The following is a 23,875-nucleotide window of genomic DNA, read 5'->3' as shown; positions in this document are numbered from 1 at the left end:
GAAAGAATCTGGAAGAACCGGAAGGAAACCGGGGAGGAATCGTCCCACGCGTACTCCGCCGGGGGGTGATCCTCGGCACGGGGGTCCACCCGGGGCCTGCCAGGTCTTACTCTCTTGCCCACCGGCCCTCCCCACCCGCAGGAGGGCGTAGCGCCTCGTACTTGGGAGTCACCACCGTGACCGACGCATCCGAAGGCGTCCTGCACACCCTGTTCCGATCGGAACAGGGCGGCCACGAGCAAGTCGTGCTGTGCCAGGACCGCGCCAGCGGCCTCAAGGCCGTCATCGCCATCCACTCCACCGCCCTGGGCCCGGCCCTGGGCGGCACGCGCTTCTACCCGTACGCGACCGAGGCGGAGGCCGTCGCCGACGCGCTGAACCTCGCGCGCGGCATGTCGTACAAGAACGCCCTGGCCGGACTCGGCCACGGCGGCGGCAAGGCCGTGATCATCGGCGATCCCGAGACGCTCAAGAGCGAGGAACTGCTCCTCGCCTACGGCCGGTTCGTGGACTCCCTCGGCGGCCGTTACGTGACCGCCTGCGACGTCGGCACGTACGTCGCCGACATGGACGTCGTCGCCCGCGAGACCCGCTGGGCGACCGGCCGCTCCCCCGAGCACGGCGGCGCCGGCGACTCCTCCGTGCTGACCGCCTTCGGCGTCTTCCAGGGCATGCGGGCCTCGGCCCAGCACCTGTGGGGCGACCCGACGCTGCGCGGCCGCAAGGTCGGCGTCGCGGGGGTGGGCAAGGTCGGCCACCACCTCGTCGGCCACCTCCTGGAGGACGGCGCCGAGGTCGTGATCACGGACGTACGGGAGGAGTCGGTACGCCGCGTCACCGAGCGTCACCCCCAGGTCGCCGTCGCCGCGGACACCGAGGCGCTGATCCGCGTCGAGGGGCTCGACATCTACGCCCCGTGCGCGCTCGGCGGCGCGCTGAACGACGAGAGTGTTCCGGCACTGACGGCGAAGGTGGTGTGCGGCGCGGCCAACAACCAGCTCGACCACCCCGGCGTCGAGAAGGACCTCGCGGACCGCGGGATCCTCTACGCGCCCGACTACGTGGTGAACGCCGGCGGTGTGATCCAGGTCGCCGACGAACTGCGCGGTTTCGACTTCGACCGGTGCAGGGCGAAGGCCGCGAAGATCTTCGACACCACGCTCGCAATATTCGCACGTGCGAAGACGGACGGCATTCCGCCGGCCGCGGCGGCCGACAGGATCGCCGAGCAGAGAATGGCCGAGGCGCGCGGGCGCTGACGCCGCGGCCCCTTCCCCCGGGGGCCGGCCCGCCGTCGGTGGGACATGACGAGACATGACTCACCCCCGTCGGCGGGTCGGCCCTCAGAAGAGGTTAAAATCGCAGTTGACCAGCGAGGACGGGGCTTCTCGTGGGTTCTGTGCCGAGGCGTTGCATGCGGGCGGCGTACCGTATGGCCACGGAAGCAGGTACCGTTGATGCCCTACGGACCGGTCTCTCCGAGGGGAGTCCGTTCCGAACCATGAACGCGTGTCAAGACTCTGGGGCCGTCGAGCCCCGTCACCGAGGGGGTCGAGCCATGGGGCGCGGCCGGGCAAAGGCCAAGCAGACTAAGGTCGCCCGCCAGCTGAAGTACAGCAGCGGCGGGACTGACCTGTCGCGTCTGGCCAACGAGCTGGGCGCTTCGACGACTTCGCAACAGCCGCCTAACGGCGAGCCGTTCGAGGACGACGACGAGGAAGACGACCCGTACGCACAGTACGCGGCTCAGTACAACGATGACGGGGACGAGGACGAAGAGTCCGGTTCTTCGGCACATCGTCGCGGCGCTTGACGTCCGTACACCTCGAACAGGCATTACACACATGACCCGGTCCTGGGGCCTCGGCCCCGGACCGGGTTCTGTGCTGCCCGGGGGGACTACTTCGCGTAGTCGCCCGTAAGCGCCGCGCCCGTGGCGTGGTCGCCGCGCCCGGTGATCTCTCCGGCCACCCAGGCGTCGACACCACGGTCGGCGAGGGTCTCCAGCGCCACGTTCACCGACTCCTCGGGGACGACGGCCACCATGCCGACACCCATGTTGAGGGTCTTCTCCAGTTCGAGCCGCTCGACCTGACCGGCCTTGCCGACGAGGTCGAACACCGCGCCGGGGGTCCAGGTGGAGCGGTCGACCGTGGCGTGCAGGCCGTCCGGGATCACGCGGGCCAGGTTGTTCGCAAGACCGCCGCCCGTGATGTGGCTGAAAGCGTGCACCTCGGCGGTGCGGGTGAGGGCCAGGCAGTCCAGCGAGTAGATCTTGGTGGGCTCCAGGAGCTCCTCGCCGAGGGTGCGGCCGAACTCCTCGACCTCGCGGTCCAGCGACCAGCCGGCGCGGTCGAAGACCACGTGCCGGACGAGTGAGTACCCGTTCGAGTGAAGACCGGAGGACGCCATGGCGATCACCACGTCACCCTTGCGGATACGGTCCGCGCCCAGCAGCCGGTCGTACTCCACCACGCCCGTACCGGCGCCGGCGACGTCGAAGTCGTCCTCGCCCAGCAGGCCCGGGTGCTCGGCCGTCTCGCCGCCGACCAGGGCGCAGCCCGCGAGGACACAGCCCTCGGCGATGCCCTTCACGATGGCCGCGACACGCTCGGGGTGCACCTTGCCGACACAGATGTAGTCGGTCATGAAGAGCGGCTCGGCGCCACAGACGACCAGGTCGTCGACGACCATGCCGACGAGGTCGTGGCCGATCGTGTCGTACACGCCCATCTTGCGGGCGAGGTCGACCTTCGTACCGACACCGTCCGTGGCGGAGGCGAGCAGCGGACGCTCGTAGCGCTTGAGGGCGGAGGCGTCGAAGAGGCCGGCGAAGCCGCCCAGGCCGCCGAGGCCCGCAACTTCAGCGCGCTGCGTCTTCTTCACCCACTCCTTCATCAGCTCTACGGCGCGGTCGCCGGCTTCGATGTCTACGCCCGCGGACGCGTAGCTGGCACCGGTGCCCGCGTGCGGAGCACGCCCAGAAGATTCAGCAGACATGAGTTCGGGATCTTTCGTGTCGTTGAAAAAGGGCGTTACGGGCGACGGAGCGCCTCGGCCGCGGCGCTCGCCGGGCCGGCCGCGAGCTCGGTCTCCAGAAGCTGCTTGCCGAGCAGCTCGGGGTCCGGGAGCTCCATCGGGTACTCGCCGTCGAAGCAGGCGCGGCACAGGTTCGCCTTGGGAATGGTGGTCGACTCGATCATCCCGTCGATGGAGATGTACGAGAGCGAGTCGGCGCCCAGGGACTTGCCGATCTCGTCGATCGTCATGCCGTTGGCGATGAGCTCCGCGCGGGTCGCGAAGTCGATGCCGAAGAAGCAGGGCCACTTCACCGGCGGGGAGGAGATCCGGATGTGGATCTCGGCGGCGCCGGCCTCGCGGAGCATCTTGACCAGGGCGCGCTGGGTGTTGCCGCGGACGATCGAGTCGTCGACGACCACCAGGCGCTTGCCGCGGATGACTTCCTTGAGCGGGTTGAGCTTCAGGCGGATGCCGAGCTGGCGGATCGTCTGCGACGGCTGGATGAAGGTCCGGCCGACGTACGCGTTCTTGACGAGGCCCGAGCCGTACGGAATTCCGCTGGCTTCGGCGTAACCGATGGCGGCGGGGGTGCCGGACTCGGGCGTCGCTATCACCAGGTCGGCTTCGACCGGGGCTTCCTTGGCCAGTTTCCGGCCCATCTCGACACGCGAGAGGTAGACGTTGCGGCCGGCGATGTCGGTGTCCGGGCGCGCCAGGTAGACGTACTCGAAGACACAGCCCTTGGGCTTCGCTTCCGCGAATCGGGAGGTGCGCAGGCCGTTCTCGTCGATGGCGAGCATCTCGCCGGGCTCGACCTCACGGACGTACGCGGCGCCGCAGATGTCGAGGGCGGCGGACTCGGAGGCCACCACCCAGCCGCGCTCCAGGCGGCCGAGGACCAGCGGGCGGATGCCCTGCGGGTCGCGGGCGGCGTAGAGCGTGCCCTCGTCCATGAAGACGAGGGAGAAGGCGCCCATGACGTCGGGAAGGACCTTGGCGGCGGCTTCCTCGATCGTGAGGGGCTTGCCGTCGTCGTCCGTCTGGCCGGCCAGCAGAGCTGTGACCAGGTCGGTGTCGTTGGTCGCGGCGACCTGCGTCGCGCGGCCGTTCTCCTTGGGGAGGGCGGCGACCATCTCGGCGAGCTGCGCCGTGTTGACCAGGTTGCCGTTGTGTCCCAGGGCGATCGATCCGTGCGCGGTGGCACGGAAGGTCGGCTGCGCGTTCTCCCACACCGAGGCTCCGGTGGTGGAGTAACGGGCATGGCCCACCGCGATGTGGCCCTGGAGGGAGCCGAGAGAGGTTTCGTCGAAGACCTGCGAGACCAGTCCCATGTCTTTGAAGACCAGGATCTGGGACCCGTTGCTCACTGCGATGCCCGCGGACTCCTGTCCACGGTGCTGCAGGGCATACAGTCCGAAATAGGTGAGCTTGGCGACCTCTTCGCCGGGAGCCCAGACACCGAAGACGCCGCAAGCGTCCTGGGGGCCTTTCTCACCGGGGAGCAGGTCGTGGTTGAGTCGTCCATCACCACGAGGCACACCACCGAGTGTAGGCGAGATCGACCACTGGTCCGAATTGGGGACACGGGCGGCTGCCGGCCCCCGAGTGCCCGGGGGTTGACAGGTACGCGGTGTCTCCGTCAGGCTCCGGCCTCATGCAGTCCCTGGGTGACCCCTCGGTCACGCTTGTGGAGCGCCGCCACGTCGACCTGGTCCGTGTCGCGAGCGCCATCTGTCGCTGCGCGTAGGCGCGCCTTCCCTCGAGCGCCCCGCAGACCACCTCTCCTCCCCGCTCCTTCCTTCGCGCCGCCTTCCCGCGGCCGTTCCCTGCCCCGATCCGGCCCGGCCGGGCGCTGAACCGCGCCGCCGCGGGCCCGGTCGGCGTGCTCTTCATCACTGGAGACCCTGTGACCTCGCACGACAAGAAGCTGTCCCGGCGCGCCTTCGGCGGTGTCGTCGGCGCGGGCACCGCCGCCGTCGGCCTCGCGGCCGGACCGGCTCTCGCCGCCGCCCCTGTCGAAGCCCCGCGGGAGCGGCCCTTCCGGGCGGCCGCCGGCCGGCGCTCCCGGCGGCCCAACATCCTGTTCGTCCTGGGCGACGACCTGGGCTGGGCCGACCTCTCCGCGTACGGCTCCCCCCACATCCGTACGCCGCACCTCGACCGGCTCGCCCGGCAGGGGGTGCGCTTCACCGACGCGTACTCCGGGTCCGCGACCTGCTCCCCGACCCGCTTCAGCCTCTACACGGGGCGCTTCCCCGGGCGTACGAAGGGCGGGCTCGCCGAGCCGATCGCGGACAGGTCGGTGGGTCTGGAACCGACGCATCCCACGCTCGCCTCGCTGCTGAAGGGCGCCGGGTACGCGACCGCGCTGATCGGCAAGTGGCACTGCGGGTACCTGCCGGACTACAGCCCGACGCGGTCGGGCTGGGACGAGTTCTTCGGCAACTTCGGGGGCGCGCTGGAGTACTACTCGAAGCTGGGGCTCGGCGGGGAGTACGACCTCTACGAGGGTGACGCCCCGTACAAGGACCTGCGGTACTACACGCGGATCCTGACCGAGCGGGCGAGCGAGTACATAGAGCGCGAGCACGACAGGCCGTGGCTGCTGAACCTGAACTTCACCACCCCGCACTGGCCCTGGATCGCCGACGGCGACGAGGAGGCGAGCGCGGAGATCGTACGGCGGATCAGGGCGGGCGACCGGGGCGCGCTGTGGCACCAGGACGGCGGCTCGGTCGAGAAGTACCGGGAGATGGTCGAGGACCTGGACCGGTCGGTCGGCGAGGTGCTGGGCGCGCTGCGGCGGTCGGGGCAGGAGAAGGACACCCTGGTCGTCTTCGCGAGCGACAACGGCGGCGAGCGCTTCTCGTACAACTGGCCCCTGTCGGGCAACAAGTCCTCCCTGAAGGAGGGCGGCATACGCGTGCCGACCCTGGTGCGCTGGCCCGCGCGCATCGACGGCGGCCAGGTCAGCGAGGTGCCGGTCTTCACACCGGACTGGACGGCGACCCTGCTGGAGGTGGCGGGGGCGCGTCCCGACCCGGCGTACCCGCTGGACGGCGCGAGCCTCGCCGGGTACCTGCTGCGGGGCGAGCGGGCCCCGGCGCGCGATCTGTTCTGGCGCGTGCGGGGCGAGCGGGCGCTGCGGCGCGGCGAATGGAAGTACTACCGGGGCGCGGGCGGCAGGGACCAGCTCTTCCGGCTCACCGAGGACGCCCGGGAGCAGGCGGACAGGGCGTCGCAGGAACCGGAGCGGCTGGGCGCGCTGCGGGCCGCCTGGGAGCGGACGGACGCGGGGCTGCTGCCGTACGGGGCGGTGTCCTGAGCGGGGGTGGCGGCCCTCGCGGTCACTTGGCGATCGCGACCGCGTCCAGTCCCTTGCCGTCCGGCGCGGTGAGGGACAGGGCGCGGTCACGGATCGCGTAGGCCGCCCTGCCGTCGAGGATGTCGAGCAGGGCCCGCTCGGTGTCCATCACCGGCGGCGGGCACAGCTTCCGGGTCGTGGCGATCTTGGAAAAGGTCATGGTGGATCCGGAGACCTTCGCCCTGCCCGAGACGTTGTTGCAGCCGAGATGGCCGCCCACGGACCCGTCCTCGGCGAAGACCAGCTTCGCCCTGCCCGCCGCGTCCCCGGGCAGCGAGGCCGCGGTGTCGCCGTCACGCAGCGACTCCACGAGCCACTCGGTGCCGAGCAGCTGCGCGCCGGGCTCCGGCTCCGTCTCGGACAGGGTGACGGTGTCGCCCTCGGCCGTGGTCAGCGTGAGCCTGTCGTTCCTGACCCCGGCCTTGAGCTCACCGGTGAGGGTGCGCTGGAGGTGCTGCTCGAACTTCGCGACGTTCTTCGGGCAGCCGATCTCCGTGGTCTGCGCGGGCCCCACGGTGACCGTGTCTCCCCTGACCGTCGCATCGGCGCCGAAGCGATTGCAGCCGGTGCTGCCCTCGGCCCGGCCCCTGTCGTCGAACCGGACCGTGGCCTTCTCGGGCGCCGGCATCTTCCTGCCGTCGACGGTCACGCTGTCGACGGTCCAGTCGACGCCGGTGATCTGGGGGGCAGGTTTCACGGTGCCGTCGCCTCCGGCGCCCGGGCCCGGCTCCGTACCGCAGGCGGCCAGGGTCAGGAGGGCGAGGACGGTGACGGCGCCGGTGAGGGGGCCGCAGATGCGGGTGCGCGACGTATCCATGGCGGTGGGACGGGACGAGTAGCGTTTCTGGTTCCGCTTACTCGGCTTGTTCGTCTCATTCGCCTCATTCGTCCTTCTTGCCGATGACGACGGTGGCGTACAGCTCGTCGGACGTGACGACCCGCGGGACCAGCCCGTCGCGGGCGACGGTCTCCACGGCCCGCGGCGCCTGGCGCTCGCTCGTCTCGAACAGCAGGTGGCCGCCCGGCGCCAGCCACCGCGCCGCCTCCGCCGTCACCCGCCGCAGTACGTCGAGCCCGTCCGCCCCGCCGTCGAGCGCGACCCGCGCCTCGTGGATGCGGGCCTCCGGGGGCAGCAGCTCTATCTCCTCGGTCGGTACGTACGGCACATTCGCCAGCAGCACGTCGACCCGGCCCCGCAGCGTGGCCGCCGGCAGCGGCTCATAGAGGTCGCCTTCGTACACCTGTCCACCCATGGCGCCGACATTGCGCCGGGCACACCGCACGGCGGCCGGATCGACGTCGGCGGCGTACAGCTCGGTCTGCTCCAGGGACGCGGCCAGCGCCGCGCCCAGCGCGCCCGAGCCGCAGCACAGGTCCACCACGACGGACCGCGGCGGCGCGAGGGCGGCGGCCTGCCGGACGAGGAACTCGGTGCGGCGGCGCGGGACGAAGACCCCGGGGTCGACGGTGACGCGACGGCCGCAGAACTCGGCCCAGCCGAGGACGTGTTCGAGGGGAAGGCCGGCGATCCGCCGGTCCACCATGGCGGCGAGGTCCGCGGGGTCCGGCGCGGTGGAGAGGAGCAACTCCGCCTCGTCCTCGGCGAATACACAGCCGGCGGCACGAAGCCTGGTGACGATGACGGAAGGGGAGAGGGAGGGGGAGAGGGACACGGGAAACCTTTCGGGACGCCGATGGGCGCTCCCTCGGTCACCTATGTCAGGGAAACCACGCGGTCGCGAGAGGAGAGCACCCGACCTGATACAGCGGTAATGGGTCTCACCTCCTCGGTGCGTACGTCCTGCGTGGGCGTCGGCAACATTACATGATCAACTGTCACCCCTACCCGAGAAGGGGCAACAACCCGGCCAGATGGGCCCTTTCACCACTGGCGGCGACCTTCGCCCCGCCGACGGCCGCGTCCCAGTCCGTACGCCCCGTGGCGAGGCGGATCCAGGTGAGCGGGTCGGTCTCGACGACGTTGGGCGGGGTCCCGCGGGTGTGCCGGGGACCCTCCACGCACTGCACCACGGCGTACGGCGGGACGCGGACCTCGACCGCACCGCCGGGCGCCTTCACGGCGAGGGCGTCGGCGAGGAGGCGGGTGCAGGCGGCGAGGGCCTGGCGGTCGTACGGGATGCCCAGCCCGGTCGCGTCGTTCAGATCGTCGGTGTGGACGACCAGCTCGACGGCGCGGGTGACCAGGAAGTCGCCGAGCCTCATGGCTCCGAACCGCATGGACACCAGCCGGTCGTCCGAGGCGCCCGGCAGCGCAGCGGCGACGGCCGCCTCGGTACGCGCGTACAGCTCGTCCGGCTCGGACCCGGCGGCGAGCGCCCTGGTGTCCTCGTCGATCCGGCCCGCGGCGGTCACGGTGGCGAAAGGCCAGTCGAGCAGGGCCACCTCCTGCCCGGCGGGCTCGGGCTCCTCCAGTGCGCGGACGACGGAGCCGAGCGCCAGGCAGACGTGCGCCGTCAGCTCGCGGACCGTCCAGTCGCCCAGCCGGGTGGGGGCGGCGAGCTGCTCGGGAGTGAGGGTGCGGACTCCTGCCCGTACATGGCCGGACTGCGCCAGCACGGCGGCGCGGATCTTGGCGGGGTCGTACCTGCGGGCGCGCTTCCTGGCAGGGGGCATGGGGGCGAGGTTAATCGACCCGGCCGCGGTGGTCGTGGCCGCGTGGCGATCGCGGTGGTCGTGGCCGCGTGGCAGTGGACGCCCGCCCGGCGGACGATGGAAGAGGGCGGCCGTACGGATGACGGAAGGTGGGAAGCAACCATGGGTGAGCACCCGGACAGTGCCCTGGTGCGCCGGGGCTACGAGGCGTTCAACACGGGTGACATGGAGACCCTCGCGACCATGATGATGGCGGACTGCACGTTCCACGCACCCGGTTCGAGTCAGGTCTCCGGTCACTACAAGGGCCGGGACAACGTCCTGGGCCTGTTCCGCAAGCTCTTCGAGCTGTCGGGCCGCTCCATGCGCGCCGACCTGGAGGGCGTCTCCGTGGACGGGCGCGGACATGCCGTGGCCGCCCACAAGTGGTACGCCGAGCGCGAGGACCGCGGCATCGAGATGAAGGGCGCGCTCTTCTTCACGATCGTGGGCGGCAAGATGGCGGACATCGACGAGTGCGTCGAGGACATCGACGAGACCGACGCCTTCTGGGGCACGGCGGAGTGAGGCGGAGCGAGCCGCTCGCGGACACGGCGCCGGACCGGCCGACGGCCCCGCCCTCCTCTTGGAGGGCGGGGCCGTACGTACGTCCTCGGTCCGTGCGGGACTCAGGCGAAGAGGCCCGGGAGGGTCTCCTCGTGCGCCGTACGGAGCTCGCTCAGCGGAATGCCGAACTCGCCCTGCACCTCGATCTCGTCCCCGTCGACGACACCGATCCGGGTCGCGGGCAGACCCCTCGCCCCGCACATGTCGGTGAAGCGGAGCTCCTCGCTGCGCGGCACGGAGACGACCGCCCGGCCGGCGGACTCGGAGAAGAGGAACACGAACGCGTCCAGACCGTCCGGCACGACCAGCCGCGCACCCTTCCCGCCCCGCAGGCAGGACTCGGTGACCGCCTGGATCAGGCCGCCGTCGCTCAGGTCGTGCGCCGCGTCGATCATGCCGTCGCGCGAGGCCGAGATCAGGATCTCGCCGAGCAGCTTCTCCCGGTCCAGGTCGACCTTCGGCGGCATGCCGCCGAGGTGGTCGTGGATCACCTGGGACCAGGCGGAGCCGCCCAGCTCCTCGTGCGTGTCGCCGAGCAGGTAGAGGAGCTGGCCCTCTTCCGCGAAGGCGACGGGCGTACGCCGGGTCACGTCGTCGATCACGCCGAGCACCGCGACGACGGGCGTCGGGTGGATCGCGGTCTCACCGGTCTGGTTGTAGAGCGAGACGTTGCCGCCGGTCACCGGCGTACCGAGCTGGAGGCAGCCGTCCGCGAGACCGCGCGTGGCCTCGGCGAACTGCCACATGACGTCCGGGTCCTCGGGGGAGCCGAAGTTCAGGCAGTCGGAGATCGCGAGCGGCTTGGCGCCGGAGGCCGCGACGTTGCGGTACGACTCGGCCAGCGCGAGCTGCGCGCCCGTGTACGGGTCGAGCTTCGCGTACCGGCCGTTGCCGTCGGTCGCCATCGCGACGCCCAGGTTCGTCTTCTCGTCGATCCGCACCATGCCGGCGTCCTCGGGCATGGCGAGCACCGTGTTGCCCTGCACGAACCGGTCGTACTGGTCGGTGATCCACGACTTCGACGCCTGGTTCGGCGACGAGACGAGCTTCAGCACCTGCTCGCGCAGCTGGGCCGCGTCCGCCGGGCGCGCCAGCTTGTTCGCGTCGTCGGCCTGGAGCGCGTCCTGCCACGCGGGGCGGGCGTACGGCCGGTTGTAGACCGGGCCCTCGTGGGCCACGGTCCGCGGCGGTACGTCGACGATCTGCTCGCCGTGCCAGAAGATCTCCAGCTGCGAGCCGTCGGTCACCTCACCGATGACGGTGGCGATGACGTCCCACTTCTCGCAGATCTCCAGGAACCGGTCGACCTTGTCCGGCTCGACGATCGCGCACATGCGCTCCTGCGACTCGCTCATGAGGATTTCCTCGGGCGAGAGGGAGGAGTCGCGCAGCGGAACGGTGTCCAGTTCGACCCGCATGCCGCCCGAGCCGGCGCTCGCCAGCTCGGAGGTGGCGCAGGACAGGCCCGCGCCGCCGAGGTCCTGGATGCCCGCGACGAGCTGCTCGCGGAAGATCTCCAGGGTGCACTCGATGAGGAGCTTCTCCTGGAAGGGGTCGCCGACCTGGACGGCCGGACGCTTCGCGGGACCGGTCGACTCGAAGGTCTCGGAGGCGAGGACCGACACGCCGCCGATGCCGTCGCCGCCCGTGCGGGCGCCGTACAGGACGACCTTGTTGCCCGGACCGCTCGCCTTGGCGAGGTGGATGTCCTCGTGCTTCATGACGCCGATGCAGCCGGCGTTGACCAGCGGGTTGCCCTGGTAGCACGCGTCGAAGACGACCTCGCCGCCGATGTTCGGCAGGCCCAGGCAGTTGCCGTAGCCGCCGATGCCCGCGACGACGCCGGGCAGTACGCGCCGGGTGTCGGGGTGGTCGGCCGCGCCGAAGCGCAGCGGGTCGACGACCGCGACCGGGCGGGCGCCCATGGCGAGGATGTCGCGGACGATGCCGCCGACACCCGTGGCCGCGCCCTGGTAGGGCTCGATGTAGCTCGGGTGGTTGTGGGACTCGACCTTGAAGGTCACGGCGTAACCCTGGCCGACGTCGACGACGCCCGCGTTCTCGCCGATGCCGACGAGCATGGCGTCGTTCTGCGGAACCTTCTCGCCGAACTGCTTCAGGTGGACCTTGCTGCTCTTGTACGAGCAGTGCTCGGACCACATGACGCTGTACATGGCGAGTTCGGCGCCGGTGGGGCGGCGGCCGAGGATCTCCCGGATACGCGCGTACTCGTCCTCCTTGAGGCCGAGTTCCTTCCAGGGCTGCTCGGCCTCGGGGGTCTCCAAGGCGTGCTTGACGGTGTCCAGGCTGTGCTTGATGGTGCCCTCGCTTCGCTCGGTCATCATGCGCTGACCAGCTTCTTCAAGATCGAGGTGAAGAATCCGAGGCCGTCGGTACGGCCCGTGCCGACCAGCGGCTCCACGGCGTGCTCCGGGTGCGGCATCAGGCCGACGACGTTGCCGGCGGCGTTGGTGATGCCGGCGATGTCGCGGAGCGAGCCGTTCGGGTTGACGTCCAGGTAGCGGAAGGCGACGCGGCCCTCGGCCTCCAGCTCGTCGAGCACGCGCTCCTCGGCGACGTAACGGCCGTCCATGTTCTTGAGCGGGATCCGGATCTCCTGCCCGGCGGTGTAGTCCGCCGTCCAGGCCGTGCCGCTCGTCTCCACGCGCAGCTTCTGCTCGCGGCAGATGAAGTGCAGGTGGTTGTTCTGCAGCATCCCGCCGGGCAGCAGGTGGGCCTCGGTGAGGATCTGGAAACCGTTGCAGATGCCGAGGACCGGCAGGCCGGCCTTCGCCTGCTCGATGATCGTCTCCATCACGGGCGAGAAGCGGGCGATGGCTCCGGCCCGCAGGTAGTCGCCGTAGGAGAAACCGCCCGCGAGGACGACCGCGTCGACCTGCTTGAGGTCCTTGTCGCGGTGCCACAGCGAGACCGGCTCGGCGCCCGCGGTCCGGACGGCGCGGAGGCTGTCCTGGTCGTCGAGCGTTCCAGGAAAGGTGACGACTCCGATACGAGCGGTCACTTCGACTCCTCCACCTTCACGGTGAAGTCCTCGATGACGGTGTTGGCGAGGAACGTTTCGGCCATCTCGTTGATGCGGGCGAGGGCGGCGTCATCGACCGGCCCTTCGACCTCGAGCTCGAAACGCTTTCCCTGACGGACGTCCGCGATTCCCTCGAAGCCGAGACGGGGCAGTGCACGCTGCACCGCCTGTCCCTGCGGGTCGAGGATCTCGGGCTTGAGCATGACGTCGACTACGACGCGTGCCACTGGCACTCCCGGTGGTGGTGTGGTGCGAAGGCGGTTCCATCAGCGTACCCGCCCAGAAATTCTACGCGGGTAGATAAGGGTTGACGTGGATCACGGACCGGTATCGGAGCGGCAGCCCCGAGAAAAAATCAGGGAAAAATGGCCGCCTCCGATTGCGGACGGACACGCGGACGGAATTAACTGGGCCACACCATGCAATGCCTGTCGCTGTACAAAGGAATAGCGAATAAATCAGCATTGCTCCGAAACAGCCGGAAGGCCGGCGTCGCCCCACGTCAAGCGTGGTGACGCCGCAGGAAAGGACCGATATCCGTGGCTCAGCGCGTAGTGGTCACGCTCTCCGACGACATCGACGGAGGGGAAGCAGCGGAAACGGTCAGCTTCGGCCTGGACGGGAAGTCGTACGAGATCGACCTGAATCCCGCCAATGCAAAGAAACTGCGCACGGCACTGGAGCCCTTCATCCAGGCCGGCCGAAAGCAGTCGAAGTCGGGCAGGGCCTACCGCCACACCGCCGTGGCCCCCGACCCGGCGGCGGTGCGCGCGTGGGCGCGCTCGCACCAGATGGACGTGCCGGCCCGCGGCCGCATCCCGAAGAAGGTCTACGAGGCCTTCGCGGAGGCCTCCTGACGCCATGTGGAGGTACCGATTTGCATTGCACCCCCACCTGTCGGCTAGAGTCTGGATCACGCCGAGGGGCAAGGCCGAAGGGCCGGTCCCCGAGCAGCGTGCGGGTGTAGTTCAGTAGTAGAACATCCCCCTTCCAGGGGGAAGGCGCAGTGTGCAATTCCTGTCACCCGCTCTGCATCGCTATACCGGCCACTTCGGTGGTCGGGTACAGTGGTGGCACCATATGCGGACGTGGCTCAGTTGGTAGAGCATCACCTTGCCAAGGTGAGGGTCGCGAGTTCGAATCTCGTCGTCCGCTCAGCGAGTACGAAGGCCCCGGTCATGACGACCGGGGCCTTCGTCGTGTCCGCCCGTCGTATCCGCCGTCGGCCGTACTGACATTTGTCATGTGCAGTGGTGACAGCACGCACTTCCGCCGGCCGTGGCCCGGCGGAAGTCTGGGGACATGACCACCCATGACTACGTGATCGACGCGGAAGGGCTGCGGCGCGTCTACAGCGGCGGCTTCGAGGCCGTCCGCTCGCTCTCCTTCTCCGTGGCGCGCGGTGAACTCTTCGCGCTGCTCGGTACGAACGGCGCGGGCAAGACCTCGACCCTGGAGCTCCTGGAGGGCCTGGCCCCGCCCAACGGCGGCAGTGTCCGGGTGCTCGGCCACGACCCGTACACCGAACGTGCGAAGGTGCGGCCCCGGGTCGGCGTGATGCTCCAGGAGGGCGGCTTCCCGTCCGAGCTGACCGTGCGCGAGACGGCCCGGATGTGGGCGGGGTGCACCAGCGGGGCGCGGCCGGTGGGCGAGGCGCTGGAGCTGGTAGGGCTGGAGAGGCGGGAGAACGTACGGGTCAAGCAGTTGTCCGGCGGTGAACGGCGGCGGCTCGACCTGGCGATGGCGCTGCTCGGACGGCCGGAGATCCTCTTCCTCGACGAACCGACGACGGGCCTCGACGCCGAGGGGCGGCGCGAGACGTGGGAGCTGGTGCGCGAACTGCGCGACGGGGGGACGACCGTACTGCTGACCACGCACTACCTGGAGGAGGCCGAGGAGCTCGCCGACCGGCTGGCGATCATGCACGAGGGGCGGATCGCCGCCGAGGGGCGGGTCGACGAGGTGGTGGCGGCGTACCCGTCGCAGATCTCCTTCGAGCTGCCGGACGGTTACCACCTGGGGGATCTGCCGCCGCTGGGGCAGCTGGGCGTCACGGGGCACGAGGTGGCGGGCCGGACGGTGCGGTTGTTCACGGGCCGGCTCCAGGCCGCCGCCACGGGGCTGTTGACGTGGGCCGACGCGACGGGGGTGGAGCTGCGCGGGCTCGATGTGCGGTCGGCCTCGCTGGAGGAGGCCTTCCTGAACATCGCGCGGGAGGCGAAGGAAGAGACGAAGGAAGCGGGGAGCACGGGCGTGACGGGCAAGGGGGCGGCGCGATGAGCACGACTGCCGCGGGACGCGTGGCGGCGCTGACGCGGGCCGAACTGACTCTGCTCGTACGGCACAAGGCAGTGCTCGTCACGGCGCTGGTGCTGCCCGTCGCGATGACCTATGCGATGCGGCCGTTCCTGGACGGCCTGGACCTGAAGAAGGCCGGGATGTCGCTGGGCGCGGCGATGATGCCGATGACCGTGGCGTTCGTGCTGCTCTTCGGGGTGTACTCGGCGCTGGTCACGGTCTATGTGGTGCGGCGCGAGGAACTGGTGCTCAAGCGGTTGCGGACCGGGGAGCCGGGCGACGCGGAGATCCTGGCCGGGACGGCGGCCGCCACGCTGGCGGCCGGGCTCGCGCAGTGCGTGGTGCTGGTGGTCGCGGGGGCGGCGGTCCTGGGGATGGAGATGCCCGCCGATCCGTTGTGGGTGGTGGCCGGTGTGGTGCTGGGTCTGCTGGTCGCGGGCACGACGGCGGCGGCGACGACGGTCTTCACCCGGTCCGCCGAGGGCGCACAGATCACGATCATGCCGATGCTGCTGGTCTCGATGGCCGGGTCGGGGGTCGTCGTACCGCTGGAGCTGATGCCGGACAGGCTCGCCTCGGTCTGCGAGCTGCTGCCGCTGTCGCCGGTCGTGGAGCTGGTGCGGGGCGGCTGGACCGGGCAGTTGGGGGCGTACGAGGCACTGGGCGCCGTCGCCACGGCGGTGGCCTGGACCGTACTGTCGGTGTTCGCCGTGCAGCGGTGGTTCCGCTGGGAACCGCGGCGCTAGGCGTCCGGACAGAGGGAGAGAGCGGGGGGACGGGGATGAGGGGTTTCTGGCGGAAACGGAGCCAGGCCGCGAAGCTGGATCTGTACATGCGGGTGGTGCTGTACGCCCTGCCGTGGCTGACCCCGGTCAGCATCCTCACCCCCCTCACCCGGGAGCTCGTCCGCGGCCCCGACGCCGTCGCGCTCGCACGCGGACTGGTGGCGCTCTCCGTGGCCCAGTGCGCGGTCGCGATGCACACCATCCACCACGGGCTCGCGCACTACGTCGACGGGGCCCCGGCGCCGCGGCGCTCGGCGGCCCTCGCACTGGCCCTGGGCGGCGTTTCGGCGGGCCTGCTCCTGACGCTCCAGACGATCGGCGGGATCGGCGACGGGACGGCGGTGCTGCAACTGCTGCCGTACGCCCTGCTGACCCCGGCCATGTCGACGTTCATGCTGTCGACGCTGCGGCGGCTGGTGCTGGGGTCGGTGGTGGCCGCGGCGCTGGTGGCCGGTGCCATGGTTGCCACCGGGGCGGAACCCCCGCTCGCGGTGTCGGCCGCGGTGGTCGTGTTCTTCGTGGGACTGTTCGCGCTGGCCACCACGCGCTCGACGGCCTGGTTCATGGCGATGATCTGGGAACTGGACCGGTCCCGCGATGTGTCCGCGCGGCTGGCGGTCGCCGAGGAACGGCTGCGCTTCGGACGGGACATGCACGACGTCATGGGCCGCAATCTCGCCGTCATCGCCCTCAAGAGCGAACTGGCGGTGCGGCTGGCGCGGCGCGGCAGGCCGGAGGCCGCCGACCAGATGGCCGAGGTGCAGCGGATCGCGCAGGAGTCGCAGCGCGAGGTGCGCGAGCTCGTACGCGGTTATCGGGACGCGGATCTGTCCGCCGAACTGGAAGGGGCGCGGGGCGTGTTGAGTGCGGCGGGCATCGACTGCCTGATGGACCGGGAGCCGCTCGGCGACGGGCTTCCGTCGGGCGTGCAGTCGGCGCTCGGCTGGGTCGTACGGGAAGCGACGACCAATGTGCTGCGGCACGGGGACGCGCGCAGCTGCACGGTGCGGCTGACGTCCGACGGCGGGCGGGCGGTGCTGGTCGTGGAGAACGACGGCGCGGAGGGCGGTTCCGCTCCGGGCACTCCGGGGTCGGGGCTTGCCGGGCTCAGGGAGCGGCTGACCGCGGTCGGCGGGACGCTGCGGGCGGGGCCGGCCGGGGACGGCAGGTTCCGGCTCACGGCCGAAGTGCCGCTGGCACAGGAGGCGCTGGTGCAGAAGGCGCGGGCGCAGGGGGTGCGGGCGCAGGAAGCGCGGGCGCCGGGGGTGCGGGCGCAGGGAGTGCGGGCGCCGGGGGTGCGGGCGCAGGGAGTGCGGGCGCCGGGGGTGCGGGCGCAGGAAGCGCCGGCACAGGAAGCGCCGGCACCGGGGGCGCTGCGATGACCGTTCCCCCGGTTCCCGTACGGGTACTGCTGGCCGACGACGAGCATCTGATCCGGGGCGCGCTCGCCGCGCTGCTCGCGCTGGAGGACGATCTGGTCGTCGTCGCCGAGGCGGCCACGGGTCCCGAGGCGCTGGCGATGGCGCGGGCGCACCGGCCGGACGTCGCCGTCCTGGATCTCCAGATGCCGGGGATCGACGGTGTGAGTGTGGCCACATCCCTGCGGGCCGAGCTGCCCGGGTGCCGCTGCATGATCGTGACCAGCCACGGGCGGCCCGGACACCTGAAGCGGGCGCTCGCGGCGGGGGTGCGGGCGTTCGTGCCGAAGACCGTCAGCGCGCAGCGGCTGGCCGAGCTGATCCGGAGCGTACGGGACGGAAACCGTTACGTGGACCCGGAGTTGGCGGCCGACGCGATCTCCGCGGGGGACTCACCGCTGACCGTGCGCGAGGCGGAGGTGCTGGAGCTGGCGGCGGACGGGGCGCCCGTCGCGGAGATCGCGGAGCGGGCCGCGCTGTCACCGGGGACGGTGCGCAACTACCTGTCGTCGGCCGCTTCGAAACTGGGTGCGGAAAATCGTCATACGGCTGTACGCCTCGCACGCGAGCGGGGTTGGGTATAGTGGGCATCGCGCCACGGCGCATGCGGACGTAGCTCAGTTGGTAGAGCGCAACCTTGCCAAGGTTGAGGTCGCCAGTTCGAACCTGGTCGTCCGCTCAGAGTGAGTCAGAAGGCCCCGGTCATCGCGACCGGGGCCTTCTGCGTTGCCCTAGGACCAGTTGGTGCCGGTGAGGAGCTCGTACGCCTCCAGGTACTTCGCCCGGGTCGCGTCGACGATCTCCTGCGGGAGCGCGGGCGGCGGCAGCTCCGCCTTGCGGTCCCAGCCGGAGGCGGGCGAGGTCAGCCAGTCGCGGACGTACTGCTTGTCGTACGACGGCTGGGCGTGGCCGGGCTCCCAGGTGGCAGCGGGCCAGAAGCGGGAGGAGTCCGGGGTCAGCACCTCGTCGGCGATGACCAGCCGGTCGCCGTCGAAGCCGAACTCGAACTTCGTGTCGGCGAGGACGATGCCCCGGTCGCGGGCGATGTCGCGGGCCCGGCTGTACACGGCGAGGGTCGTCTGGCGCAGCTTGGCGGCGGTCTCGGCGCCGACCTGGCGGGCGACTTCCTCGTAGCTGACGTTCTCGTCGTGATCGCCGACGGCCGCCTTCGTGGCGGGCGTGAAGATCGGCGCGGGGAGTTCGGAACCGTCGGTCAGACCTTCGGGGAGGGCCAGGCCGCACACGGTACGGGTCTCCTGGTACTCGACGAGACCGGAGCCGGTGAGGTAGCCGCGGGCCACGCACTCGACCGGGACCATCCGCAGGGACTTGCACACGAGCGTACGGCCGGCCCAGTCGGCGGGGGCCCCGGGCGGCAGCTCGGTGGAGACGACGTGGTTCGGGATGATGTCCACGAGCTGCTCGAACCACCAGAGCGAGAGCTGGGTCAGCACCCGGCCCTTGTCGGGGATCTCCGTGGGCAGCACCCAGTCGTACGCGGAGATGCGGTCACTGGCGACCATGACGAGGTCGCCCGCCTCGTTCTGGTAGAGGTCACGCACCTTGCCCGTGTGGAGGTGGGTCAGGCCCGGGAGCTGGAGAGGCTCGGGCTTTTCTACGAATCCGGACACGGTTCCTCCGCGTAGGTTGATCCAGGAGCGCTTCCGATTCTCCCGCATGCGGGGCGCGGACGTCGTGGCGGGGCGGTGCGGGAGGTCAGTCACGTTTGCAGATGCGGTCCAGGAGGTTGGCCGTGGCCCGCTGGATGCGCGGGTCCACATGACCCGGACGGTCCAGGGCCGGGGACCAGGCGAACGTGCCCGAGGCGAAGACGAGGGCGCCGCTGGGGGCCCGGTAGAGCGATGTCTCCTGGTGGCGGAGGGCTCCGTCGCCGTCCCGGTAGGGGGAGTGGGCGAGCAGGATGCGGCCCTGGTGCTCGGGGAGGGCGGTGCGCGGGAAGTAGCGGTCGGCCTCGCCGGCCACCAGGCCCTCGATCTCGTCGTTCTCGTGGGCGCCGGTGGAGTCCCAGAGCCAGTGGTCCGCGTTGCGTACGACCAGGGGGCTGGGCTCGGGGACCCGGCCGGCGTACTGGATGCCCATCAGCTGCTGCTCGGGGCGGTCGACCTCGCGCCAGAGGGCGGGCTTGCCGGGGCCGCGGCGCTTGCGGCAGGTGAGGAGGCGGTCGGCGGTGCCGGAGGCGGAGGGCGCGAGCTCGACCTGCCAGTACATGGTGTTGGCGGAGAGGAAGACGAGGGAGGTGCCCGCCTCGCGCGCGAGCTCGGTGGTGCGGCGCATGGGGGCGGACCAGTACTCGTCGTGGCCGGGGAAGACCAGGCCGCGGTAGCGGGTGGGGTCGACGCGGCCCGCGTGCAGGTCACGGGCGTCGGCGTAGGCGAGGTCGTAGCCGTAGCGCTCGGCCCAGCGGATGAAGTCGTACGCGTGACCCACGTGGAGGGGCAGGCCCGCGCCGGCGTACGGGCGGTCGAAGGAGACGGTTGTGGCTGCCTGCTCTTCGCCCAGGAGGCGGCCCATGCTGTCCCACGCGTGGTAGAGGCTGGCGCCGGTGCGGCCGTCCTCGGGGTAGAGGTTGTACGCCTGCCAGGTGATGTCGGGCAGGAGCAGGAGGAGGTCGGCGGGGTGGTTGTCGCGGACCGTGAAGGGGATGTGCGAGCGGTAGCCGTCGGCGGTGGTGAGCACGGCGACGTACGCCCCGACGCTCCAGGAGTCCGTGATCTGCAGACGCCAGGACAGCCACCAGTGGTGGCAGGAGACGGTGCGGTCGGCGGTGAGCGGGGCCGGCTGGACGATGCCGGGCAGGCGGGGGCTGGTGGTGATCTTGGCCGCGCCGTGGCCGCTGTAGTGGCCGATCCGGTAGATGTCGACGGAGAACTGCTGGGGCGGGTCCACGGTGATGTGGAAGTCGATCGCCTCGCCGGGCGCGGCCGCGCCGGGGGACGCGAAGCCTTTGATCTGCTGGCGCACGTCGTCGGCGGTGCGGGGGCCGCCGGTGGAGGCGGGGCGGGGCTGCGGGAGGCGGACGCCGGTGACGGGGTCGACGTGTTCGATGTACTCGGTGTGCTCGGCGTACCAGGGGATGACCTGGCCGCTGTCGCTGAAGAAGTGCTCGCCGCCGCGCAGCCAGGGCAGGGGGCCCTGGCCGAAGGGGTCGGAAACGGCATGCGCGAGAGCGCCTGATTCCCAGCGCCGGATGAACTCGTCCCCCATACCGCTTCCCTCCCTCAGGCCCCCGAGACAACAGTGATGCACCACTTGTCAGCTACCGACCCCCAGCACATCACATAACGCACGCACCCCGTCACCGTTCGTCGCGAATAGGCGTGAACGGAATCTGAGCCTCCGGTACGTGGGGACGTGGTAGGGGGTCGGACGGGCGGCTGGGATGCGGTGCTTCTGTGCTTACTGTGCTTACTGTGCTTCTGGGTGCTGGTGGTGGGTGCGGGGGCTTTGGGGCCGGTGCCGCGCCGGGGCGTCCCCTCCCGGCACCGCGCATGCGCCGCGGGAGCGGTCCTCAGAGCAGGCGGTCCTCAGACCAGGCGGACCGGCTTCTCCGGGCGTACGCCGACGGAGGCCAGCCAGGAGCGGAGCGGCGCCGCGTCGCCGTCCTCGACGAGGCTCAGGACGTGGGCGGCCAGTTCCGTCTGGCGTTCGCCTTCGACCAGCAGTACGGGGCCGTCGAGCCAGTCCAGGCCGGGTACGGCGCCGGCCGTGTCGACGGCGGCGCAGCAGACCATCGCGGTGACATGGTCGGCGAGCAGGTCACGGCCGGTCCTGGGCGGCTGGAGCGGGAAGAGCGGCAGGGGTCCGGTGTCCCACAGGCCGTCGCCCTCACCGGGGCCGAGTGGCGCGGGCGCCGGGACGGCCGCCCCTTCCCGGGCGACCTCTGCCTCGATGGCCGCGGCGAGCGCCTCGGCCGCCGGGTGGGGGCTGAGGGGGTGGGGGCTGAGGGGGTGCGCGTCGCTCGTGGGCAGGGCCGCCGACAGGTGGTTCATCACCCGGGTCAGGGTGGGGGTGTCGGGGACCGTGGAGCGGCGTGTGACCAGGGTGTCCAGCACGTGGTGCAGGCGGGCGGCGTCGGCACGCCACTTGCGGTCGACGACCTCTTCCGGGTACTGCGACCAGTCCACCGGCGACCAGTCCGGCCCCGGCTCTGCGGGGCCGCCGTGGAAGAGGCGGGCGGCGAGGAGGGAGGCGGCCTCGTCCACGGCGCCGGGCTCCTCCAGGAGGTCGCACGCCGGCCGGTCGCCCAGCCGGGAGGTGAAGCCCTCGGCCAGACGGTCGCGCCGGGAGAGCTCGGTGAGGGCGGAGACCACACCCGCGTCGAGCCGGGACGGCCAGCGGCCCATGCGCCAGGCGGGCAGCGCGACCCGGGTCAGCAGCCGGTCCCAGCCCGCGTACGCCAGACCGACCTGCTCCTGGGCCACGATCCGCAGGCCGTAGTCCACGGTCTGTGCGCGCTCGGACGCGGCGGTCGCGACGCCCCGCTCCATCTCGGCGGCGTGTGTGCGGCAGCTGCGCAGCATCAGCCGGGAGGTCCAGCCGACGAAGCCGAGGGGTATACGGCGCAGGAGGCTCCGGTCCGGGAGGGCGGCGACCGCGACGGCGGCGTCCAGACCCCGCACGAAGCGGCGCGCGGCGGCTATGTCGGGGTGCGCGGAGGGCCCCGTACCGGCGACGACCGGGGCGAGTACCGCCCGCAGCTCGGCCACCCGCATCCACCACAGGAACGGCGAGCCGATGACCAGCACGGGCGCGGTCGCGGTTCTGCGCCGGGCGGAGGCGGGGGCCGTGGCGGTCGGCGGGGATGCCGAGGCCGGGTGCGTACGGTCCTCCAGCCAGCTGTCGCAGTCCGGCGTGAGCGCTATCGCGGACGGCGCCGGCACCTCCAGGCGGTCCGCCAGATCGCGCACGAGCCGGTAGAGATCCGGCGCGGACTCCTCGGTGACCTCCACCGTCGGGGTGACGGCCGGCCTCGCCCGTACGATCACGGCCCCTACCGCGACGGCGGCCAGCAGCGCCACCACCGCGACGACCGACGTCACCCAGCGCGCGACGTCCCAGCCCCCGCCGTCCGCATGGCCCGTGGCGCCGCCCACCAGCAGGACGACGGCGACGGCCGCGGGAAGCAGGGCGACGGCCAGCGCCCTGCCGCGGACGCGCAGCACGGCGAGAGCCCTGGAACGCGCGGACTGCGCGCCCTTCTCCACACCCTTACCGGTACCGGACACGGCCGGACGTCACCCCCTTCGCCCTGCGACGGCTTTGCTCATTCCCCCACTGTGGCACCCGCCACTGACATCGCAATGTCGGTGGGCCAAGTGCCGGAATGCTTGCGCCGCACCCTAGTTGGGGGCGGGACAGGCGTCAGCCGGATGGACCAGCGGTCACTCGATGGAATGGCTTTGGGGAAAGCTGCTGACGTCGTCGGGTGTCGGGAGGGGGTGGGGTCAGGCCTCGGTCGCCGCCTTCTGCGCGATGTCCGTACGGTACTGCGCCCCGTCGAGCCGGATCCGTGCCACCGCGGCGTACGCCCGCTCGCGGGCCTCGGTCAGGTCCGCTCCCGTCGCGGTCACCGACAGCACGCGGCCGCCCGCGCTCACCACGGCGTCGCCGTCCCGCCTGGTTCCGGCGTGCAGGACGTACGCGTGGGGCGCGTCCTGGGCCGCGACCTCGCCGAGACCTTCGATCCGGTCGCCCGTCCGCGGCGTGTCCGGGTAGTTGTGCGAGGCGATGACGACCGTCACGGCGGCGTCGTCGCGCCAGTTCAGCGGGGGTTCGGTGTCAAGAGTGCCGTGGGCGGAGCTGAGGAGCACGCGCGCCAGCGGGGTCTTGAGGCGGGCCAGGACCACCTGGGTCTCCGGGTCGCCGAAACGGGCGTTGAACTCGATGACCCGCACGCCGCGCGAGGTGATCGCCAGACCCGCGTACAGCAGCCCGGAGAAGGGCGTGCCGCGGCGGCGCAGCTCGTCGACGGTCGGCTGGAGCACGGTCGCCATGACCTCGTCGACCAGCTTGGGGTCGGCCCACGGGAGCGGGGAGTACGCGCCCATGCCGCCGGTGTTCGGGCCCTCGTCGCCGTCGAGCGCGCGCTTGAAGTCCTGCGCGGGCTGGAGGGGGAGGACCGTCACACCGTCGGTGATCGCGAAGAGCGAGACCTCGGGGCCGTCGAGGAACTCCTCGATGACCACGCGGTCGCAGGCCAGTGCGTGCTCGCGGGCCGCCTGGAGGTCGTCGGTGACGACGACGCCCTTGCCCGCGGCGAGGCCGTCGTCCTTGACGACGTAGGGCGCGCCGAAGGCGTCCAGCACCGTGTCGATCTCTTCGGGGGTGGTGCAGACGTAACTGCGGGCGGTGGGGACGTTCGCCCCGGCCATCACGTCCTTGGCGAAAGCCTTGGAGCCCTCCAGCTGAGCGGCCTCCCGGGACGGGCCGAAGCAGGGGATACCGGCCGCGCGCACGGCGTCGGCGACCCCGGCGACGAGCGGCGCCTCCGGGCCTACGACGACGAGGCCGGCGTCGAGCTCACCGGCGAGCCGGGCAACGGCCGCACCGTCGAGGGCGTCGACCGGGTGCAGCTCGGCCACCTCGGCGATGCCGGCGTTGCCGGGGGCGCAGTACAGCGCGGTGACGTCGGGATCGAGGGACAGAGAGCGGCACAGGGCATGTTCGCGGGCGCCGCCGCCGATGACGAGGACCTTCACGGGTGCAG

General features: G+C 71.3%; 22 protein-coding genes and 3 tRNA genes. 13 read left to right on the top strand and 12 right to left on the bottom strand.

All coding sequences use genetic code 11. From position 1 onward, the window contains the following. Positions 1–176: 176 nt before the first annotated feature. Both ACWDZ4_RS11420 and ACWDZ4_RS11415 read left to right on the top strand, forming a co-directional pair. Positions 177–1,259 (top strand): Leu/Phe/Val dehydrogenase, encoded by a 1,083-nt coding sequence (locus ACWDZ4_RS11420; protein ID WP_451508161.1) that lies wholly within the window; start codon positions 177–179, stop codon positions 1,257–1,259. A gap of 299 nt (positions 1,260–1,558) precedes the next feature. Continuing rightward, entirely contained in the window at positions 1,559–1,813 is a 255-nt protein-coding gene (locus tag ACWDZ4_RS11415; RefSeq protein WP_451508160.1) for a DUF3073 domain-containing protein, read from the top strand. Positions 1,814–1,899: 86 nt separating this feature from the next. Here ACWDZ4_RS11415 and purM read toward each other — a convergent pair whose 3' ends face one another. Together purM and purF are read right to left on the bottom strand one after the other, a co-directional pair. Further along, the gene (gene purM, locus ACWDZ4_RS11410) at positions 1,900–3,000 is read right to left on the bottom strand and encodes a phosphoribosylformylglycinamidine cyclo-ligase (RefSeq protein ID WP_451508159.1); all 1,101 of its coding nucleotides are present in this window, start codon (positions 2,998–3,000) and stop codon (positions 1,900–1,902) included. 35 nt (positions 3,001–3,035) lie between these two features. Continuing rightward, entirely contained in the window at positions 3,036–4,559 is a 1,524-nt protein-coding gene (purF, locus tag ACWDZ4_RS11405; protein ID WP_451508158.1) for an amidophosphoribosyltransferase, read from the bottom strand. Between the two features lie 116 nt (positions 4,560–4,675). Here purF and ACWDZ4_RS11400 point away from each other — a divergent pair, with 116 nt between their 5' ends. Both ACWDZ4_RS11400 and ACWDZ4_RS11395 read left to right on the top strand, forming a co-directional pair. Beyond that, complete coding sequence (locus ACWDZ4_RS11400) at positions 4,676–4,768, top strand: putative leader peptide (RefSeq protein ID WP_451508157.1); 93 nt, start codon at positions 4,676–4,678, stop codon at positions 4,766–4,768. A gap of 159 nt (positions 4,769–4,927) precedes the next feature. Then, on the top strand, positions 4,928–6,346 hold the full coding sequence (locus ACWDZ4_RS11395; RefSeq protein ID WP_451508156.1) for a sulfatase-like hydrolase/transferase: 1,419 nt from the start codon (positions 4,928–4,930) through the stop codon (positions 6,344–6,346). A gap of 22 nt (positions 6,347–6,368) precedes the next feature. On the opposite strand, the gene ACWDZ4_RS11390 is transcribed toward ACWDZ4_RS11395, so the two are convergent. The 3 genes from ACWDZ4_RS11390 to ACWDZ4_RS11380 all read right to left on the bottom strand — a co-directional run bounded on the left by ACWDZ4_RS11390 (position 6,369) and on the right by ACWDZ4_RS11380 (position 9,019). After that, complete coding sequence (locus ACWDZ4_RS11390) at positions 6,369–7,202, bottom strand: META domain-containing protein (RefSeq protein ID WP_451508155.1); 834 nt, start codon at positions 7,200–7,202, stop codon at positions 6,369–6,371. Between the two features lie 64 nt (positions 7,203–7,266). After that, the gene (locus ACWDZ4_RS11385) at positions 7,267–8,058 is read right to left on the bottom strand and encodes a putative protein N(5)-glutamine methyltransferase (protein WP_451508154.1); all 792 of its coding nucleotides are present in this window, start codon (positions 8,056–8,058) and stop codon (positions 7,267–7,269) included. A gap of 169 nt (positions 8,059–8,227) precedes the next feature. After that, positions 8,228–9,019 carry a sterol carrier family protein gene (locus ACWDZ4_RS11380; protein WP_451508153.1) on the bottom strand — a complete coding sequence of 264 codons (792 nt, stop codon included), beginning with the start codon at positions 9,017–9,019 and terminating at the stop codon, positions 8,228–8,230. A 141-nt stretch (positions 9,020–9,160) separates the two neighbouring features. On the opposite strand from ACWDZ4_RS11380, the gene ACWDZ4_RS11375 reads away from it, so the two are divergent. After that, positions 9,161–9,565 carry a nuclear transport factor 2 family protein gene (locus ACWDZ4_RS11375; RefSeq protein ID WP_451508152.1) on the top strand — a complete coding sequence of 135 codons (405 nt, stop codon included), beginning with the start codon at positions 9,161–9,163 and terminating at the stop codon, positions 9,563–9,565. Between the two features lie 101 nt (positions 9,566–9,666). Here the strand turns inward: ACWDZ4_RS11375 and purL are convergent, their stop codons facing one another. Genes purL through purS form a run of 3 tightly spaced genes read right to left on the bottom strand, consistent with a single transcriptional unit; the run spans position 9,667 to position 12,874 of the window. After that, positions 9,667–11,946 carry a phosphoribosylformylglycinamidine synthase subunit PurL gene (gene purL / locus ACWDZ4_RS11370; RefSeq protein WP_451508197.1) on the bottom strand — a complete coding sequence of 760 codons (2,280 nt, stop codon included), beginning with the start codon at positions 11,944–11,946 and terminating at the stop codon, positions 9,667–9,669. Further along, a complete protein-coding gene (gene purQ, locus ACWDZ4_RS11365) occupies positions 11,946–12,626 on the bottom strand; it encodes a phosphoribosylformylglycinamidine synthase subunit PurQ (protein ID WP_451508151.1) in 681 nt (226 codons plus the stop codon). The genes purL and purQ overlap by 1 nt, the downstream gene beginning before the upstream one ends. Then, positions 12,623–12,874: a phosphoribosylformylglycinamidine synthase subunit PurS gene (gene purS / locus ACWDZ4_RS11360; protein WP_093800170.1), complete on the bottom strand. Its 252-nt coding sequence runs from the start codon at positions 12,872–12,874 to the stop codon at positions 12,623–12,625. The genes purQ and purS overlap by 4 nt, the downstream gene beginning before the upstream one ends. Before the next feature lie 312 nt (positions 12,875–13,186). Between purS and ACWDZ4_RS11355 the strand changes: the two genes are divergently transcribed. From ACWDZ4_RS11355 to ACWDZ4_RS11320, 8 genes are all read left to right on the top strand, one after another. After that, the gene (locus ACWDZ4_RS11355) at positions 13,187–13,504 is read left to right on the top strand and encodes a histone-like nucleoid-structuring protein Lsr2 (RefSeq protein WP_451508150.1); all 318 of its coding nucleotides are present in this window, start codon (positions 13,187–13,189) and stop codon (positions 13,502–13,504) included. A gap of 100 nt (positions 13,505–13,604) precedes the next feature. Beyond that, a tRNA-Gly gene (locus ACWDZ4_RS11350) sits at positions 13,605–13,676 on the top strand. 53 nt (positions 13,677–13,729) lie between these two features. After that, positions 13,730–13,802, top strand: a tRNA-Gly gene (locus ACWDZ4_RS11345). A gap of 147 nt (positions 13,803–13,949) precedes the next feature. Further along, positions 13,950–14,927, top strand: a complete 978-nt coding sequence (locus tag ACWDZ4_RS11340; RefSeq protein WP_451508149.1) for an ABC transporter ATP-binding protein — start codon at positions 13,950–13,952, stop codon at positions 14,925–14,927. Continuing rightward, a complete protein-coding gene (locus tag ACWDZ4_RS11335; RefSeq protein ID WP_451508148.1) occupies positions 14,924–15,691 on the top strand; it encodes an ABC transporter permease in 768 nt (255 codons plus the stop codon). Before ACWDZ4_RS11340 ends, ACWDZ4_RS11335 begins: the two co-directional genes overlap by 4 nt. A gap of 86 nt (positions 15,692–15,777) precedes the next feature. After that, complete coding sequence (locus ACWDZ4_RS11330) at positions 15,778–17,112, top strand: sensor histidine kinase (RefSeq protein ID WP_451508147.1); 1,335 nt, start codon at positions 15,778–15,780, stop codon at positions 17,110–17,112. After that, positions 17,109–17,732: a response regulator gene (locus ACWDZ4_RS11325; protein WP_451508146.1), complete on the top strand. Its 624-nt coding sequence runs from the start codon at positions 17,109–17,111 to the stop codon at positions 17,730–17,732. Before ACWDZ4_RS11330 ends, ACWDZ4_RS11325 begins: the two co-directional genes overlap by 4 nt. A 22-nt stretch (positions 17,733–17,754) precedes the next feature. Then, positions 17,755–17,827 (top strand) — tRNA-Gly (locus ACWDZ4_RS11320). Between the two features lie 52 nt (positions 17,828–17,879). Here the strand turns inward: ACWDZ4_RS11320 and ACWDZ4_RS11315 are convergent. The 4 genes from ACWDZ4_RS11315 to purD form a co-directional block, all read right to left on the bottom strand. Next, positions 17,880–18,779, bottom strand: a complete 900-nt coding sequence (locus tag ACWDZ4_RS11315; protein ID WP_451508145.1) for a phosphoribosylaminoimidazolesuccinocarboxamide synthase — start codon at positions 18,777–18,779, stop codon at positions 17,880–17,882. Positions 18,780–18,864: 85 nt separating this feature from the next. Then, positions 18,865–20,373 carry a N,N-dimethylformamidase beta subunit family domain-containing protein gene (locus ACWDZ4_RS11310; protein WP_451508144.1) on the bottom strand — a complete coding sequence of 503 codons (1,509 nt, stop codon included), beginning with the start codon at positions 20,371–20,373 and terminating at the stop codon, positions 18,865–18,867. A 320-nt stretch (positions 20,374–20,693) separates the two neighbouring features. Next, a complete protein-coding gene (locus ACWDZ4_RS11305) occupies positions 20,694–22,394 on the bottom strand; it encodes a hypothetical protein (protein ID WP_451508143.1) in 1,701 nt (566 codons plus the stop codon). A gap of 219 nt (positions 22,395–22,613) precedes the next feature. Further along, the gene (purD, locus tag ACWDZ4_RS11300) at positions 22,614–23,867 is read right to left on the bottom strand and encodes a phosphoribosylamine--glycine ligase (protein ID WP_451508142.1); all 1,254 of its coding nucleotides are present in this window, start codon (positions 23,865–23,867) and stop codon (positions 22,614–22,616) included. Positions 23,868–23,875 lie beyond the last annotated feature (8 nt).

Source organism: Streptomyces sp. NPDC003016 (genome assembly GCF_053591455.1).
Note: the sequence above shows the minus strand (reverse complement) of the source record. Positions and strands in the feature narration are given on the sequence as shown.